General features: G+C 58.3%; 15 protein-coding genes. 4 read left to right on the forward strand and 11 right to left on the reverse strand.

What is annotated here, in order from left to right; all coding sequences use genetic code 11:
- Positions 1-15: 15 nt before the first annotated feature.
- Both lptE and leuS read right to left on the reverse strand, forming a co-directional pair.
- Positions 16-621, reverse strand: a complete 606-nt coding sequence (lptE, locus tag RGV06_RS17515) for an LPS assembly lipoprotein LptE (protein WP_019824199.1) — start codon at positions 619-621, stop codon at positions 16-18.
- Between the two features lie 89 nt (positions 622-710).
- Positions 711-3317, reverse strand: a complete 2607-nt coding sequence (leuS, locus tag RGV06_RS17520) for a leucine--tRNA ligase (protein ID WP_048351215.1) — start codon at positions 3315-3317, stop codon at positions 711-713.
- 234 nt (positions 3318-3551) lie between these two features.
- Between leuS and RGV06_RS17525 the strand changes: the two genes are divergently transcribed.
- The gene (locus RGV06_RS17525) at positions 3552-3836 is read left to right on the forward strand and encodes a hypothetical protein (protein ID WP_019824196.1); all 285 of its coding nucleotides are present in this window, start codon (positions 3552-3554) and stop codon (positions 3834-3836) included.
- A 167-nt stretch (positions 3837-4003) separates the two neighbouring features.
- Positions 4004-4765, forward strand: coding sequence for a YdcF family protein (locus RGV06_RS17530; RefSeq protein ID WP_322150694.1), 762 nt, complete (start codon positions 4004-4006; stop codon positions 4763-4765).
- A 107-nt stretch (positions 4766-4872) separates the two neighbouring features.
- Here RGV06_RS17530 and lnt read toward each other — a convergent pair whose 3' ends face one another.
- From lnt to miaB, 5 genes are all read right to left on the reverse strand, one after another.
- Positions 4873-6396, reverse strand: a complete 1524-nt coding sequence (lnt, locus tag RGV06_RS17535) for an apolipoprotein N-acyltransferase (protein WP_046810555.1) — start codon at positions 6394-6396, stop codon at positions 4873-4875.
- 21 nt (positions 6397-6417) lie between these two features.
- Positions 6418-7257 carry an HlyC/CorC family transporter gene (locus RGV06_RS17540; RefSeq protein WP_019824191.1) on the reverse strand — a complete coding sequence of 280 codons (840 nt, stop codon included), beginning with the start codon at positions 7255-7257 and terminating at the stop codon, positions 6418-6420.
- A 38-nt stretch (positions 7258-7295) separates the two neighbouring features.
- A complete protein-coding gene (gene ybeY / locus RGV06_RS17545) occupies positions 7296-7757 on the reverse strand; it encodes an rRNA maturation RNase YbeY (protein ID WP_019824189.1) in 462 nt (153 codons plus the stop codon).
- Positions 7750-8769 carry a PhoH family protein gene (locus RGV06_RS17550; protein WP_019824188.1) on the reverse strand — a complete coding sequence of 340 codons (1020 nt, stop codon included), beginning with the start codon at positions 8767-8769 and terminating at the stop codon, positions 7750-7752. Before RGV06_RS17550 ends, ybeY begins: the two co-directional genes overlap by 8 nt.
- Before the next feature lie 182 nt (positions 8770-8951).
- Positions 8952-10280 carry a tRNA (N6-isopentenyl adenosine(37)-C2)-methylthiotransferase MiaB gene (miaB, locus tag RGV06_RS17555; protein WP_019824187.1) on the reverse strand — a complete coding sequence of 443 codons (1329 nt, stop codon included), beginning with the start codon at positions 10278-10280 and terminating at the stop codon, positions 8952-8954.
- Positions 10281-10412: 132 nt separating this feature from the next.
- Between miaB and RGV06_RS17560 the strand changes: the two genes are divergently transcribed.
- The gene (locus RGV06_RS17560; protein WP_019411970.1) at positions 10413-10739 is read left to right on the forward strand and encodes a DUF1820 family protein; all 327 of its coding nucleotides are present in this window, start codon (positions 10413-10415) and stop codon (positions 10737-10739) included.
- A 91-nt stretch (positions 10740-10830) separates the two neighbouring features.
- On the opposite strand, the gene RGV06_RS17565 is transcribed toward RGV06_RS17560, so the two are convergent.
- The 4 genes from RGV06_RS17565 to RGV06_RS17580 all read right to left on the reverse strand — a co-directional run bounded on the left by RGV06_RS17565 (position 10831) and on the right by RGV06_RS17580 (position 14356).
- Positions 10831-11379, reverse strand: coding sequence for a tetratricopeptide repeat protein (locus RGV06_RS17565; RefSeq protein ID WP_019824185.1), 549 nt, complete (start codon positions 11377-11379; stop codon positions 10831-10833).
- A gap of 223 nt (positions 11380-11602) precedes the next feature.
- On the reverse strand, positions 11603-12886 hold the full coding sequence (gene hemL, locus RGV06_RS17570; protein ID WP_019824184.1) for a glutamate-1-semialdehyde 2,1-aminomutase: 1284 nt from the start codon (positions 12884-12886) through the stop codon (positions 11603-11605).
- Positions 12887-12917: 31 nt separating this feature from the next.
- Positions 12918-13541 carry a thiamine phosphate synthase gene (gene thiE, locus RGV06_RS17575; protein ID WP_046810556.1) on the reverse strand — a complete coding sequence of 208 codons (624 nt, stop codon included), beginning with the start codon at positions 13539-13541 and terminating at the stop codon, positions 12918-12920.
- 17 nt (positions 13542-13558) lie between these two features.
- Positions 13559-14356: a hydroxymethylpyrimidine/phosphomethylpyrimidine kinase gene (locus RGV06_RS17580; protein ID WP_019824179.1), complete on the reverse strand. Its 798-nt coding sequence runs from the start codon at positions 14354-14356 to the stop codon at positions 13559-13561.
- Between the two features lie 285 nt (positions 14357-14641).
- Between RGV06_RS17580 and RGV06_RS17585 the strand changes: the two genes are divergently transcribed.
- Positions 14642-17029, forward strand: a complete 2388-nt coding sequence (locus RGV06_RS17585; protein WP_048351211.1) for a hybrid sensor histidine kinase/response regulator — start codon at positions 14642-14644, stop codon at positions 17027-17029.
- The last annotated feature ends 7 nt before the right edge of the window (positions 17030-17036 follow it).

Genomic DNA, 17036 nt, shown 5'->3' on the forward strand with positions numbered 1-17036 from the left:
AGCGCCCCGTATGCCTTACTGGTCTTGCAGTTCGAGAGGCGACTGTTGAGGGGTTTCCTCTTGAGCCTTGCGTGCAGCTTCAATGGCGTCGGCTTCAGCCTTGGCCTTCTCGTCGGCCTGCTGTTGCAGTTTTTCCAGTTGCTCCGGAGTCAACTGCTCAAGACGCAGGACCAGTTGCTGCACGAGGTCGCGACGCATCTCTTTGCGGATCAATTGGGCTTCCTGGTTGGCGCCAGCGATGTTGCTGGCGTCCTGCAGGTAAACCTTGTTGGCTTCAACCCGGTTGCTCAGCAGTGTCAGGTTGTTGCGACCCTGGATCTCGTAGTTGACCACGTTGGTCAGTTCATACTCGGCGGTACCGCCGTTGCCCGCGTAGCTGGCGGCGCGCTGAGATTCTTTTTCGCTGGTCAGAATCATTTTGTACGGAGCACTGGCGGTAAGTTTCACGCCGCTGTTTTCCAGTACTTGACGCAGTTGGCGCACGGTATCGCCGTAGGCGTTGCGAGCCGTTACGTCGAGTTCGGTGATCGTCAGCTGATTGGTGCCGGTGCCGCGCAGTTGAAAGCCGCAGGCGCTCAACAAAATAGCGAGACCCATCACCAGCAGGTTGCGTTTGATCATGTGTTGCTCCCCTTGAAACCAGATAGGCCGACTAGGCGGCCCTGAAGGTCTTATTGGGCGCCCGCGTATGGCACGGGCGCCTGTTCCAGTTAGCTCGCGACGATGTTGACCAGTTTGCCCGGCACCACGATCACTTTGCGAATCGTCAGGCCTTCGGTAAACCGCAGTACGTTTTCATTGATGCGGGCTGCGGCTTCAACGTCTTCACGGCTGGCGCTGGCTGGCATTTCGATATGTCCGCGCAGTTTGCCGTTGACCTGGATAACCAGTTGCAGGGTGTCCTGGATCAGTGCGTTTTCATCCAGGGTTGGCCATGGCGCATCAATGACGGCACCGGCATGGCCCAATTGGTTCCACAGCTCATGGCTGATGTGCGGAGTGATTGGCGCCAGCACCAGTGCAACAGTTTCAAGACCTTCCTGAAGCAGGGCGCGGTCTTGTTCAGTCACTTGCGGTGCTTTTTCAAGCACGTTCATCACGGTCATCACCTGGGCGACGGCGGTGTTGAATTTGTGATGCAGGCCGACGTCCTGGCTCGCTTGCTTGATAGCCTGGTGAATAGCGCGGCGAATGACTTTTTGTTCGTCGCTCAGGCTGGCGATATCCAGCTTGCCCGGCAGGCCTTGGGCAACGTGGGCATAGGCCAGACGCCATACGCGCTTGAGGAAGCGGTGCGAACCTTCAACACCCGAATCGGACCATTCCAGGCTCGCGTCAGGTGGCGAGGCAAACATCATGAACAGACGGCAGGTATCTGCGCCGTATTGCTCGATCATGTATTGCGGGTCGACGCCATTGTTCTTGGACTTGGCCATTTTTTCAGTGCCGCCGATTTCAACGGGCAGGCCGTCGCTGATCAGTTTGGCGCCGATGATCTTGGCCTTGCTGTCACGCTCCAGTTCGACATCTGCCGGGTTGAACCAGGTCAGCGCACCGTTGGCTTCGCGACGGTAGTAAGTCTCGGCAATCACCATGCCCTGAGTCAGCAGGTTCTTGAACGGCTCGTTGGAGCTGACAAGGCCTTCATCACGCATCAGTTTGTGGAAGAAGCGTGCGTACAGCAGGTGCAGGATGGCGTGTTCGATACCGCCTATGTACTGGTCAACCGGCAGCCAGTGGTCAGCCGCCGATTTCTCGACCAGGCCACCTTCATAGTGCGGCGAAGCATAACGGGCGTAGTACCACGAGGACTCGACGAAGGTGTCCATCGTGTCGGTTTCGCGCTTGGCCGGTGCGCCACATTTAGGGCAGCTGCACTCGTAGAATTCAGGCATACGCGCCAATGGCGAGCCGGCGCCATCGGGCACGACGTCTTCTGGCAAGATCACGGGCAACTGGTCTTCTGGGACCGGAACGTCACCGCAGGTCTCGCAATGCACGATCGGGATCGGGCAGCCCCAGTAGCGCTGACGGCTGATGCCCCAGTCGCGAAGACGGAACTGGGTACGCGACTGGCCCAGGCCTTTGGCGGCCAGAGCGGCTTCAATGGCCGCGAATGCCGCATCGAAGTCCAGGCCGTCAAACTCGCCGGAGTTGATCAGCGTACCGTGCTCGTTGTAGGCGTCCTGCCACGGAGCAGGTGATTCGTCGCCCGCGCTGGTGCGAACTACCGCTTTGATCGGCAGGTTGTACTTGGTGGCGAATTCAAAATCACGCTCGTCGTGTGCTGGAACGGCCATCACTGCGCCGTCGCCGTAATGCATCAACACATAGTTGGCGACCCAGACCGGGAGTTTTTCACCGGTCAGCGGGTGCTCAACGAACAACGAGGTTGGCAGGCCCTTTTTCTCCTGGGTCGCCATATCGGCTTCGGCTACGCTGCCGCCTTTGCATTCAGCGATAAACGCCTGCAGCTCAGGGTTGCCTTGTGCAGCTAGAGTGGCGAGCGGGTGCTCGGCAGCCACGGCCACATAGGTGGCGCCCATCAGGGTGTCAGGACGGGTGGTGAAGACCTTGAGTGCACCCGCTTCGCCGATGGACTCGACGTTGTAGGGGAACTGCACTTCCATGCCGCGGGATTTGCCAATCCAGTTACGTTGCATGGTTTTGACCTGCTCGGGCCAGCCCGGCATGTCGTCGAGGCTTTCGAGCAGCTCATCCGCGTAAGCGGTGATCTTGAAGTAGTACATCGGGATTTCGCGCTTTTCAATCAGCGCGCCCGAACGCCAGCCGCGGCCGTCGATGACCTGCTCGTTGGCCAGAACGGTCTGGTCCAGCGGGTCCCAGTTCACGGTACCGTTTTTACGGTAGATCACACCTTTTTCGAACAGGCGGGTGAACAGCCATTGCTCCCAGCGGTAGTAATCCGGCTGGCAGGTAGTGATTTCGCGAGACCAGTCAACGGCCAGACCCAGGCTACGCAGCTGGGTTTTCATGTAGGCGATGTTTTCGTAGGTCCACTTGGCCGGCGCGACGTTGTTTTTCATCGCGGCGTTTTCGGCCGGCATGCCGAAGGCATCCCAACCCATGGGTTGCAGGACGTTTTTGCCAAGCATGCGCTGGTAGCGGGAGATTACGTCACCGATGGTGTAGTTACGCACATGCCCCATGTGTAGCTTGCCGCTTGGGTACGGGAACATCGATAGGCAGTAGTAAGTCTCTTTGCCTAGATCTTCGCTGACTTCGAAGGACTTTTGGTTGTCCCAGAATGATTGGGCGGCGGCTTCTATTTCACGGGGCTGATATTGTTCGTGCATGGCTACTTGTACTGATAAAGGGTGGCCTAATCCTCTTCAACATAGACCGGCTATTGTGTTGCCCGGTCAGGTTGGAGCAGGGGTTACAGGAAGTCCCGTAGCATACATGACCCCGCTCTATCGAGGGAAACCCTGATTGCCTCATCACTCCGTTGGTCGCAGCAGCACGCCGGTTTTACATGCGCAGCTAAGCTGTCTTTGGGGGAGAAACATTTCCTTAAATGAGGTGGACGGATGGCAGAGTTGCAACGCAGTGCACCAACATCGCAAGTGTATGAGCGGCTGATTGATCGTTTGAACGTGGCTCTTGATTCAGCAAATACGGCTGTCCAATTACGTGATGAGCGTCCAGTTGAACTGGAGTTACGAGGCTTGAGTCATGCCGAGCTGGAGTTGATCAACCTCTATTTGAATCGGACGGGGCGTGAGGCAATTGAACGCTCGCAAGGCAGCAGGAACATGCAAGATGCCCCTAAAGCCAAGGTCATCTGGCTCAAAGACAGGGTGCAGGGAGCTTAGGGCCTTACGGCGATTCAACGATTCAGGCCGGGCCTTCATAAAAAGTCGCATCAAAAACGGTTGTACCCCGGGTTGATGTATCAAGCGTTTGTGTTTGGGTTTCTCACCTGCGCTGTTGATGCGTTCACTCAACCCCCTTAGGCTTCGGGCATCTTTGGAGATGCTCGATGCCTATTCGATATTTTTTAAAACAACTTCTACTACCTCCCGGAATTCTTCTACTCCTCTTGGTGCTTGCCTGGTGGCTGCGTCGTTCCCGCCCGCGTTTGGCGGGTGTGCTGTTCGCCTTGGGTGTGGGCGGATTTTGGCTGATGAGCTTGCCAGTGATGGTGGAGTGGGGCGCACGGGTGCTCGAAAGCGAGCCGCCGCTGGCTCAAGGCGAGTGGTCAACACTCGCGCAGCGGGCGGATGCAATCGTGGTGCTGGGTTCGGGCCGTGAGCGGGGAGACCCGGCATGGGGCAGCGATCAACCGACGGGAATAGGCCTGGAGCGCCAGCGATATGCGGCTCGTCTGGCCAAGGCTTCAGGTTTACCGGTACTGACCACAGGAGGTTTGCACTACGGCACGCCACCCAGCGAGGCGCAATTGATGGCGGACTCGTTGCGCGATGACTTTGGTGTAAACGTGCGCTGGAAAGAAGAGCAAAGCCGTACCACGTGGGAGAACGCCAAAATGACGGCAGATATTCTGCTGCCGTTGGGTATCAAGCGCGTGGTCGTAGTGACACACGGCTGGCACATGCCACGTTCAGTGTGGAGCTTTGAAAAGGCTGGCTTTGAAGTCGTGCCCGCCCCCGTTGGATTCTTGAGTGCTGACAATGCTCGGCCGTTGGGGGGCTGGATGCCCGAGTACAAATCGTTCTGGCAGTCTGGGTTGTTGATCAATGAAGCGGTCGGGCAGATGTCCTATCCGCTTTTTTACCGGTAACTGAGAGGCAGGGCGTTTGGCTGTTTGTGGGAGCGGGCTTGCTCGCGATGCAAGCGCTGCGGTCTGGAGGGCAGCAGTGATGCATTCGCGAGCAAGCCTGGTAGCCACTACACCGTCTTGGCAATCCGGCTGGTGACCAGAGCCCAGCCAATCAGCAGGCTGCACAGGATGATCAGCGGCCACGAACGCCATTGCAGGTAAGGCGTGAGGTTGTGCATGGGCACTACTTCGCCATACATGATGCCCTGCTCAAACTGCGGAATTTGGGTGGTGATCTGGCCGAACGGATCGATCAGCGCCGTCACGCCATTGTTGGTGGCCCTGATCATCCAGCGTCCTGCTTCCAGGGCGCGCATCTGTGCCATTTGCAAGTGTTGCAACGGACCAATCGATGTGCCGAACCAGGTGTCGTTGCTGATGGTGAGCAAAATGTCGCTTTGGGCCGCGAGGTTGGCCACGAACTCCGGGTACACCACTTCATAGCAAATAAGCGGCGCGATCTGATAACCCTTGGCTTGCAGCATGGCTTGATCCGCGGGGCCCCGGGCAAAGTCCGACATCGGCAGGTCGAAGAAGGCGATCAGGCCGCGTAATACATCCTGCAGCGGCACGTATTCGCCAAACGGCACCAGCTTTTGCTTCAGATAAACGCCGTCACCCTGGCCCACAGCGGTAATGCCGTTGAAGTAGCGCGGCTCATGACGTACTTCCTGGCGGATTGGCACGCCGGTAATCAGTGCCGAGTTTCGATCAGCGGCAAACCGGCCCATCATGCTCAAAAAACCTTCAGCGTTTTCTTTGAGTACGGGAATAGCGGTTTCTGGCCAAACGATTAGATCAACCCGCTTCGAGCTCAACGTCATGTCGCGGTACAGGGCCAGCTGTGCGTTGAGCTGCGCCGGGTCCCATTTCATGCTTTGTTCGATATTGCCCTGGATCGCTGCCACGCTCAGCGGATCACCCGAGGGGCTGGTCCAGGCGTGATGCTTGAGCGCCTGGCCGATGCACCATGGGCCGAGCAGCAACACCAGGCCCGCCACGACAAAGGCTTTGCGTTTGGCCTTGATCAGTCGCGGCACGTTGCACAGCAGGGCTGCTGTCAACGCCAGGGTGAAGGAAATCAGCCACATGCCACCCAGCGGGGCAAGCCCGGCCAGCGGGCCGTCGAGCTGGCTGTAACCGGAGTACAGCCAAGGGAAGCCGGTAAGGAACCAGCCACGGAACGCTTCTTGCGCGACCCATAAAGCGGCAAACGCCAATGTGTCGGCCAGGGGGGCTTCATTGCGACGAATCCAGCGTGCCCAGAGCCAGGCGGGCAGTGCAAAGAACCATGCAATAGCGGCCGTGAACGCCAGCATCAGCAGTCCGGCCAGCAGTACAGACGCGCCGCCGAAGTGATGAATGCTGTAGTAGATCCAGCTGGTACCGGCGCCAAACAGGCCGAACCCGTAGCACCAGCCACGCCCCAGCGCCTGCTTTGGAGACAGGTCGCGCAAGCCGAGATAGAAAATGGCCAGGGCAACCAGTGCCAGTGGCCAGATATCGAAGGGTGCCAACGCCAGGGTTGTCAGTGCGCCGGCCACCACGGCCAGCAAGTTACCGGGCCAGCCGGGGGAGGTTATCCAGCGCATTTCAATCCTTGGTATTGAGGTTTAGCGGGCAATAGGCGTGAGACGAATCAGATGAATCCGGCGACTGTCCGCATTGAGGATGCGGAAGCGGTAGGGGCCGATTTCAGTGGTTTCGTTGCGTTTTGGCAAGTGTCCGAACGCGCTCATGACCAGGCCGCCAACGGTGTCGAACTCATCGTCGGAGAATTCGGTATCAAAGAACTCGTTGAAGTTCTCGATGGGGGTGAGGGCCTTGATCAGGAAGTCACCGCTTGGCAGTGGCTTGATGTAGCTGTCTTCCTCGACATCGTGTTCGTCTTCGATGTCGCCGACGATCTGCTCCAGAACGTCTTCAATCGTTACCAGACCTGCCACGCCGCCGTATTCGTCGATCACGATGGCCATGTGGTTATGGTTGGCACGGAATTCACGCAACAACACGTTCAGACGCTTGGACTCAGGGACAAAAGTCGCCGGACGCAGCAAATCCTTGATGTTGAACTTGTCGCCGTTCTCCTGAAGGATCAGCGGCAGCAGGTCTTTGGCCAGGAGGACGCCCAGGACGTCGTCGTGGCTTTCGCCGATCACCGGGTAGCGCGAGTGCGCCGCTTCAATGATCGCCGGGAGAAATTCACGGGGGGTCTGGGTCGCCTTGATGCTGATCATCTGCGAGCGCGGAACCATGATGTCCCGTACTTGCAGGTCCGCTACCTGAATGGCGCCTTCGACGATGGCCAGCGCTTCACTGTCCAACAGTTTGTTCTGGTGTGCTTCGCGCAGTAGCTCAAGCAGCTCCTGGCGGTTTTTCGGCTCATGGGCAAAGGCCTGGGTCAGTTTACCTAACCATGACTTTTGCCCGTTGCTCGATCGGTCTTCGCTCATAGCGATTTACTCGTATCCCTTGGTAGTTTCAGTGGGTGTTAATCAGTTTCGTCGTCTGCGTACGGGTCAGGATGACCCAGTTCAGCAAGCAACGTTCGTTCCAGTGCTTCCATTTCTTCGGCTTCTTCATCTTCTATATGGTCGTAGCCCAGAAGATGCAAGCAGCCGTGAATCACCAAATGGGCCCAGTGGGCCTCAAGGCTTTTACCTTGTTCGGTGGCTTCGCGTTCAACCACGGCCACGCAGATCACCAGATCGCCCAGTAACGGGATATCGAGAAATTCGTCAGGCACGTCAGCCGGGAAGGACAGCACGTTTGTGGCGTAGTCTTTCTGGCGCCAGGTGTGATTGAGCTCGCGGCCTTCGGGTTCGTCTACTAGACGAATGGTCATTTCCGAATCGGCGGTACGCTGACGAAGGGCCAGTTCACACCATTGGCGGAACTGGACTTCGGTGGGCGCGGCTGCCTCGGTGGCCAGTTGCAGGTCAAGCTCAAGCATCGTGACGGTAATCCTTTGCAGCGGGCAGTGCGGCCAGCTTGTCGGCGGCTTCCTGTTCGTAGCGCCCGTAGGCTTCCACAATGCGCTGCACCAGCGGGTGGCGCACGACGTCTTTGGACTGGAAGTGGGTAAAGCTGATGCCCGGTACATCCTTGAGCACTTCAATGACGTGGTTCAGCCCTGATTTAGTGCCTTTTGGCAGGTCGATCTGGGTGATGTCACCGGTGATCACGGCGGTCGAGCCGAAGCCGATACGGGTCAGAAACATCTTCATCTGCTCGACGGTGGTGTTCTGGCTTTCGTCGAGAATGATAAAGCTGTTGTTCAGCGTACGGCCCCGCATGTAGGCCAGTGGTGCGACTTCGATCACCTGGCGCTCGATCAGCTTGGCCACGTATTCAAAGCCCAGCATTTCGTACAGTGCGTCGTAAAGCGGGCGCAGGTACGGGTCGATTTTTTGCGACAGGTCACCTGGCAGGAAACCGAGCTTTTCGCCCGCTTCAACCGCCGGGCGCACCAGCAGGATGCGGCGGATCTGCTCGCGCTCCAGAGCATCAACTGCGCAGGCCACGGCCAGATAGGTTTTACCCGTACCCGCTGGGCCGATTCCGAAGTTGATGTCGTTACCCAGGATCTCTTTGACGTAGCGCTGCTGGTTAATGCCTCGAGGGCGAATCATGCCCTTTTTGGTACGCAGCGACACGCTGGCTTCTGCCACCGGATTGCTGGCCAGATCTTCGACGGCAGATTCCTGCAGGAACAGGTGCACCATGTCCGGTGAAAGCTCAGAAGCCTTGGTTTCACGGTACAGGCGGCGCAGCAGGTGTTCTGCGGAGGAGGTCAGTTTGGGGTCGCCGATCAGCTCGAATTGATTACCGCGATTGCGGATTTCGATCGTCAGGCGTTGTTCGATCAAGCGCAAATGCTCGTCGAATTGCCCGCACAGATTGGCGAAACGGCGAGCCTCAAATGGCTCGAGAAGAAAGCGATGTGGTTCGATGGGTGCGTTCAAGGTCGTATTTAGCCGCCCTTAGGCAATTGAGATGAAATGAAGGATAACGCTAGCAGGTCATGGGCGAAAGGACTTACTGATGCGACATAAAACCTGTAGCCGCTACCGTAGGCTGCGAAAGCCCACGAAGTGGGCCAAGGGTTAAGTCCATCGCAGTCTTCGGCAGCGGCTACAGGGTGTATTCAGTTCAGTAACGAGCCTCGCAACGAGTGCGGTTGGGCTGCATCGATGTGTACATCGGCAAACTGTCCGATCAACTGCGGGTTGTCGCAGCGGAAGTTGACGATACGGTTGTTCTCGGTACGACCCTGAAGCTCACCAGGGTCTTTTTTCGAATAGTCGGTAACCAGAATCCGCTGAGTGGAACCGACCATTTGGCGGCTGATCTCGAAACCCTGCTGGTTGAGGCGATGTTGCAGCGCGTTGAGGCGTTCCTTTTTACGCTCTTCCGGGGTGTCGTCCGCCAAGTCAGCTGCCGGGGTGCCCGGACGCTGGCTGTACACGAAGGAGTAGGAGAAGTCGAAACCGACGTCTTCGATCAGCTTCATGGTTTGCTCGAAGTCCTTTTCGGTCTCGCCCGGGAAACCAACAATAAAGTCGGAACTGATGCAGATACCCGGTACGGCAGCACGCAGCTTGCGCAGCTTGGACTTGTATTCCAGTGCCGTGTGGTTGCGCTTCATGGCCGACAGAATACGGTCCGAGCCTGATTGCACTGGCAAGTGCAGGTGTTTGACCAGCTCCGGGACTTCGGCGTGTGCCTGGATCAGGCTGTCGGAGAATTCCAGCGGGTGGGAAGTGGTGTAGCGAATGCGCTCGATACCGTCGATCGCAGCAACCACGCGAATCAGCTCGGCGAGGTCCGCCAGGCGACCGCCTTCGGTAAGGCCGCGATAACCGTTTACGTTTTGACCGAGCAGGGTCACTTCACGCACGCCGTTTTCAGCCAGGTGAATCACCTCGGCCAGCACGTCATCGAACGGGCGGCTGACTTCTTCACCGCGGGTATATGGCACCACGCAGAATGTGCAGTACTTGCTGCAGCCTTCCATGACCGAGACGTAGGCGCTTGGGCCGTCGATGCGCGGCTCTGGCAGGTGGTCGAACTTCTCGATTTCGGGGAACGACACGTCGACTTGCGGCAGTTTGGTAATACGCGCAGCGTCGATCATTTCTGGCAGGCGGTGCAGGGTTTGCGGGCCGAACACCACGTCTACGTAAGGGGCGCGATCACGAATCGCCGCGCCTTCCTGGCTGGCAACACACCCGCCCACGGCAATAACCATGTCGGGGTTGGCCAGTTTCAGCTCACGCCAGCGACCCAGTTGCGAGTACACGCGGTCTTGGGCACGTTCACGGATCGAACAGGTATTAAGCAGGATGACATCAGCGTCTTCGGCGCGCGCTGTGACTTCCAGGGCCTGATGTTCACCCAGCAGGTCGACCATGCGCGAGCTGTCGTACTCATTCATCTGGCAACCGTGGGTTTCGATGTAAAGCTTCTTGGCCATGGGTGTTCATCAAGTGATTCAAAGAACCGCGCATTATAGGGGGCATAGCCGTTGCTTCCTAGCGTTGTGCGTCTGACGGCTATGCTATAGTTCGCGCCCTCTTTTATACCTCCAGATGTTTACCCGCCCACCATGACCAAACGTGAAGCTCCAATCTACAAGGTGATTTTCCTTAACCAGGGCCAGGTGTTCGAAATGTACGCCAAGCAGATCTATCAAAGTGATCTGTGGGGTTTCCTGGAAGTTGAGGAATTCGTCTTCGGTGAGCGCACGCAAATGGTCGTCGACCCGAGTGAAGAAAAACTCAAGGCCCAGTTCGAAGGTGTGGTGCGCAGTTTTGTGCCGATGCACTCGATTGTGCGTATCGACGAGGTTGAGCGCTTGGGCACTCCCAAAATCAGCGAAGCCCGTGGCGTCAGCAACGTGATGCCGTTTCCGTTTCCGATGCCGGAAAAGTAAGGCCGTCCATTCTGTCGGACATGGTCTGCGGGGATTTGCTCAGGCTTTGGGCCCGTCTTTATGAAAGGCTGGCGCCCGAAGCAGCAACCCTTTAAGGCAGGGGCGAAAACGGTGAGCGGGCGTCGGTTGATTGCAGTTCCTGCAAGTACTTGCGGAAAATCTGCCCCAGAATCTGGGTGGCGGTTTCGAGTTGGTCCCGGGGCATCTGCTCGGCTACCAGGTCGGCGGTGTCCAGAGCGTCTTCAGCGCCGTTAACCGCGGCCATCTTCAGCACGATGTACGCCTGAATGTTATTGGCCGGTACACCTTCGCCCTTGAAGAACATGGTGCCGAGCTGGAACTGAGCCATGGCGTGGCCTTGTAGCGACGCTTGCTCGAAATAGCTCAGTGCCTGATTAAGGTCGCGAGGGGTATTTTTACCGTCGTAATAGAACTCGCCTAACTCGTATTCGGCTTCTGCATCCCCGGCTTTCGCCGCCTCAACGCACGCTGCAAGTGCCTCGGCGAGGTCTTCAGGCTGAGTATTGAGGGTGCAGCGACCCATCGCTGGGATCAACAACGAGTTACCGCCTGCCTGGACAAGCAGCGGTTGTAGGAGCAACAGGCAGCCCAGTGCAAGGGCGCGGCCGGTGCGGTTCATGGGAATCGACGTACCTCTGAAAGACGGGTTAACCCGACCATGGGATGTATAGGCGCGCATTATGAAATAAGCAGAGGCAACCTTACAAAGTCTTTACTCGTTTTTCTGCTGCCTGACCGCGATATCCATTGATTTAAGACGATTTTGGACGGGCGGGGTAAAAGATCAGGTCATAACGGGCATAAAAAAACGGCAAGGGCGTTAGCGCTTGCCGTTTTGTCGATCATTTCAGGGCGGCAAATGCGCGCTCGGCAGCGTCCAGAGTCAGTTGCAGCTCGGTCTCGCCATGGGCGATCGAAGTGAAACCGGCTTCGAAAGCACTCGGCGCCAGGTACACACCACCGTCGAGCATCAGGTGGAAGAAGCGCTTGAACAGATCAGCATCGCTGGCCATCACATCGTCGAAGGTGACGATGTCGTCGGCGCCGCTGAAATACAGGCCAAACATGCCACCGGCCTGGGTGGTGACAAATGGAATCCCTGCCGCGTCGGCGCGCTGTTGCAAGCCATCGAGCAAGCGGGTGGTGTAATCGCTCAGCTCGGCGTGGAAGCCCGGGCGGCTGATTAGGCGCAAGGTGGTCAGGCCTGCCGCCATTGCCAGCGGGTTACCGGACAGGGTGCCGGCTTGGTAAACCGGGCCCAGTGGTGCGATGTGCTGCATGATTTCGCGCTTGCCGCCGAAGCAGCCAACCGGCATCCCGCCGCCGATGATCTTGCCGAAGGTGCTCAGGTCCGGGGTGACGCCGTAATGGGCTTGAGCACCACCCAGGGCAACCCGGAAACCGGTCATCACTTCGTCAAAAATCAGCACTACGCCGTGCTTGTCACACAGGCTGCGCAGGCCTTGCAGGAAGCCAGGCGCAGGCGGCACACAGTTCATGTTGCCGGCCACCGGCTCGACGATGATGCAGGCCACGGTGTCGCCAACTTCGCCCAGCAGTTTTTCAACCGCGTCGATGTCATTGAAGGCGGTGGTCAGGGTGTGTTTGGCGAAGTCTGCCGGAACCCCGGCCGAGCTCGGTACGCCCTGGGTCAGCAGGCCGGAACCGGCCTTGACCAGCAGGCTGTCGGAGTGGCCGTGGTAGCAACCTTCAAACTTGAGAATATTGTCGCGGCCGGTGAAACCACGGGCCAGGCGAATGGCGCTCATGGTGGCTTCGGTGCCGGAGCTGACCATGCGCACCATTTCCATTGACGGCACGATGGAGCACACCAGATCTGCCATTTCGGTTTCCATGGCGGTCGGAGCACCGTACGACAAGCCGTGCTCCAGTTGCGCACGCACCGCATCCAGCACTTCTGGATGGCTGTGACCCAGAATCATCGGGCCCCACGAACCGACGTAATCCACGTAGCGCTTGTCGTCTTCGTCAGTCACGTAGGCGCCTTCGGCGTGCTTGAAGAACAGCGGGGTGCCGCCCACGCTCTTGAACGCACGAACGGGCGAGTTCACGCCACCGGGGATGTGTTTTTGGGCATTGGCAAACAGGGTTTCGGAACGAGACATGGTGGGCTCTCTCTGAATCAGGATTCGGTATTTAAATAGACAACAAGGTGTTGAACGCCTTGGCGCGGCGGGTGACTTCCTGGGCGTTCTGGGCACCAAACAGGCCATGCACCACGGCCAGCAGATCGGCACCGTGGGCAACCAGGGGGGGCGCGTTGTCCAGGGTAATGCCGCCAATCACACAAATCGGCAGGTTGAGCCGGGCGCGAGCCTGGTCCAGCACGTCCAGGGTCGCGGTAGGGGCGCCGGGCTTGGTGCTGGAATTGAAGAAGCGGCCAAAGGCAACGTAACTCGCGCCTTCCTTGGCTGCTTGCTCGGCAAGCTCAATCTGGCTGTGGCAGGTCGAACCAATGATGGCATTGCGCCCGAGCAGTGCCCGGGCCGGCGTCAGCGGACCATCGGTTTGCCCCAGGTGTACGCCTACGCCCAGGCGCGCGGCCAGCTCAGCGTCGTCGTTGATGATCAAGTGCGCCTTGTAACGCTCGCACAAACCCCGCAAGGCCTCGGCTTCGCGTAGGCGACGGGCGTCGTCGTTGCTTTTGTCGCGGTATTGCAACAGCGTCAGGCCGCCATCGAGGGCCGCCTCAACGTAGGGCAGCAGCTTGCCGGCCAGCAGTTGGCTGTCAGTGATTGCATACAAGCCGCGCAGTGTCATGGGTCGTGCCTCATTCGTTACGAGCAGAAGTCCAGCGGCAAGCGGCGCGGTACAAACTGCCCCTGCCCCAGTTGCTCGGCATCGCGCAGGGTGCGCCACGTGTAGTTGAGCGCGGTTTGCACGGCGCTGACCAGTTCTTCACCGATGGCCAGTCGCCCGGCCAGGGTGCTGGCCAGGGTGCAACCCGAACCGTGATAGCTGCCGGGCAAGCGATAGCAGGTAAAGGTGTGTCGGCTGCCGTCGCGGCTGTACAGGCGGTTATGGACTTCGTGCTCATCACCGTGACCGCCAGTGATCAGCAGGTGCTTGCAAAAAGGCAGCAGTTTTTCAGCGCACTCATCGGCGCTGCCATCGGGCAGTTCGGCCAGGATGCGGGCTTCAGGAAGGTTGGGGGTGGCAATGGTGGCCAGTGGCAACAGGCGTTCGCGCATGGCGTAGCCCACTTCATCCTTGCCCAGTCGCCCACCGCCGCCTGCGCGCAACACCGGGTCACAGACCATTGGCAGGTGTGGATGGGCCTGAAGCAGTTCGACCACGGTGTCGACCATTTCCAGTGAGCCGAGCATGCCCAGCTTGACCGCCGCAACGGTGGAGTCGCTGAGTACTGCATCGGCTTGCGCCAACACCCACTCGCGATCCAGCACGCGGAAATCACGGACATTGACAGTGTTCTGCACAGTCAAGGCTGTCACCACCGGGGCGGCGTGACAGCCTTGAGCCAGCAGGGCTTCGATATCTGCCTGCAAGCCGGCACCACCACTGGGGTCATGGCCAGAGAGACAGAGGACAACGGGGCGAGAACTGTAGATATTCATGGTGCGCGAGCTTACCACCAAACGGTTTTTTGGGGCGCTTGGTCCGTGCGCAGTTAAATGTTGGTTATAAGCTTTTGATTGCCCTGATAATTTTGCCGTCAAAATACGAGTTGTTCGCTGTAATGCCCGTTCTAGAGCCTTTTGGATGATTTGTAGCGTGGTGTGTATGTGCCATTAATGGCTATGTTAGAGTGCCTTCAAATTAATAACCGGTCATTCGGGCGACGTAATCCCAGAGGGAGTATGGGGTTGCGCAGTTTATCGAGTGAGCTACGTTGGGGCTGTATGCGCTATTTGTTGATGATGTTGTTGAGCTGGCTACCGATGCTGGCTAGCGCAGTCACTTTTGACGAAACCACACAAAGCCTGCCCTTGGGCCGCGTGATGCAAGTCTTCGAAGACGTGGGCGGCAAGGCGACCCTGGCCGATGTCACGGCACACGACGAACTGTTCAAGGCACACACCAAAGACACCTTGAACGAGGGTTACTCGCACTCGGCCTTCTGGGTCAAAGTGAACCTGCACTATCAGCCCCAAGACCCTAAAGTGCACAGCACCTGGCTGCTGGAGCTGGCTTACCCGCCCCTTGATTTCATCGAGCTCTACTTGCCAGATGCCGCAGGCAACTACCGGCTGGCTGAGCGTACGGGGGATGCGCTGCCTTTTGACAATCGTCAGATCAAAGAAAACAACTACCTGTTTGAACTCAACTTCACCCCCGGGCAAAACCAGACCCTCTACCTGCGCCTGGCCAGTCAGGGCTCGGTTCAGGCCCCGCTGACGCTGTGGTCAGCTCAGGCCTACCTCGAAGAACAGCCCGTACGGATTTACATCCTGGGTCTGATTTATGGCGTGTTGCTGGGGATGCTGATTTACAACCTGTTCATCTACCTCAGCGTGCGTGATACCAGCTACCTCTACTACATCTTCTATATCGGCTCCTTCGGCCTGTACCAGTTGTCAGTCAATGGCGCCGCGGTGCAGTACTTTTGGCCGAATAACCCGTGGTGGGCCAATGCCTCGACGCCGTTCCTGATTGGCGCATCGGCGTTTTTCGGGTGCCAGTTCGCCCGCTCCTTTTTGCACACCGCTTCCCACAGTCGCTGGCTTGATCGGGCCTTGATGTTCCTGATGGCAGTGGGTGTTCTGGTGATGGTGCTCGCGTTGACGACCAGCTATGCCGTGTCGTTGCGTCTGGCCACGGGTCTGGCGCTGGCGTTTATCGTCACCATTTTCACCGCCGGAGTGGTGGCCTGGATCCGTGGTCTGCGGGTCGCGCGCTACTTTGTGATCGCTTGGTCGGCCTTTTTGCTCGGTGGGCTGGTCAATACGCTGATGGTGCTGGGCTATCTGCCAAACGTGTTCCTGACCATGTACGCCAGCCAGATCGGCTCGGCGATTGAGGTGGGGCTGCTGTCACTGGCGCTTGCCGACCGGATCAATGCCATGCGTGACCTGCAGGCGCGCACGCTGCAAGAGTCCGGGCAAAAGCTGGCGGCCATGAACCAGCAACTGGCCCGTACCAACCAGCTAAAAGATGAATTTCTGGCCACCGTGACCCATGAGTTGCGCACCCCCATGAATGGCGTGATTGGCTCTCTGGAGCTGATCAAAACCCTGGACATGGGCCCTGAACTTGCGCAGTACACCCAGACGGCAGAAGGCTCTGCGCGCGAGATGATGCACATGGTCAATGGCATTCTGGTCCTGACCGAGCTACAAGCGGGTCGACTGGTCGCGCGTCCTCGACCATTCAGCCTGAATGAACTGATGCAAGGGCTGAGCGATCAGTTCGGGCCAGCAGCGCGAAATAAAGGGCTGGAGTTTTCGTATGAAGTGGCGCGAAATCTGCCTGATAAGTTGGTAGGGGATGCCGAGAAAATTCGCCAGTGCCTGGAATGCCTGCTGGATAACGCCATCAAGTTCACCCGCGCAGGGGGCGTGATCCTGCGTGTCACCGGCAAATCTGCGGCGCCTGGGCGCTGGGCGCTGGCGTTCAATGTGATCGACAGCGGCATCGGTTTTGTTCACCAGGAAGAAGCCGAACTGTACCAGCACTTCTTCCAGGTCGATGGTTCTATGACCCGCGAATACGGTGGCCTGGGCATCGGTCTGGCGATTTGTCGACGTCTGGTGGAACTGCTTGGCGGACGTCTGACCCATCATTCGCAGCCGGGGCAGGGCTCACAGTTCCAACTGTTGCTGGAGCTTGAGGCGCCGGTTCAAACCCCGCAGCCGGCCCCTGTGTCGGCCCGTACCCCGACCATGGTTCGCACACCGGGCGAGTGTGTGGTTCTGCTGGTGGAAGACGCTGCTAACCCTGTGGTGGTGCGCGGCATGTTGCTCAAGTTGGGTTACCGCGTACTCAGTGTCGACACCGGGCAGGCTGCGATCGACGCACTTCGCCGCGAGCGGGTCGATGCGGTATTACTGGCGTGCCCGCTCGCTTTGGTGTCGGGCACATCGATGGGCAGCCAGTTGCTGACACTGGCTGCGTGCGCGCAGTTACCCGTACTGGCGCTGTTCGAGTCCGAGTCCGAGGCCCATCAAGCCCGTGAACAAGCCGGCGGGATCACAGACTATTTGATCAAACCACTGCGGTTTGAGGCCCTGCAACACACCCTGGCACAACGCCTTTTGACTGAGGAAGGCAGCAAGAACGCAGAGTTTTAGGCGGTTA

This window comes from Pseudomonas sp. CCI3.1 (assembly GCF_034313985.1).
In the GTDB taxonomy this organism is placed as follows: domain Bacteria; phylum Pseudomonadota; class Gammaproteobacteria; order Pseudomonadales; family Pseudomonadaceae; genus Aquipseudomonas; species Aquipseudomonas psychrophila.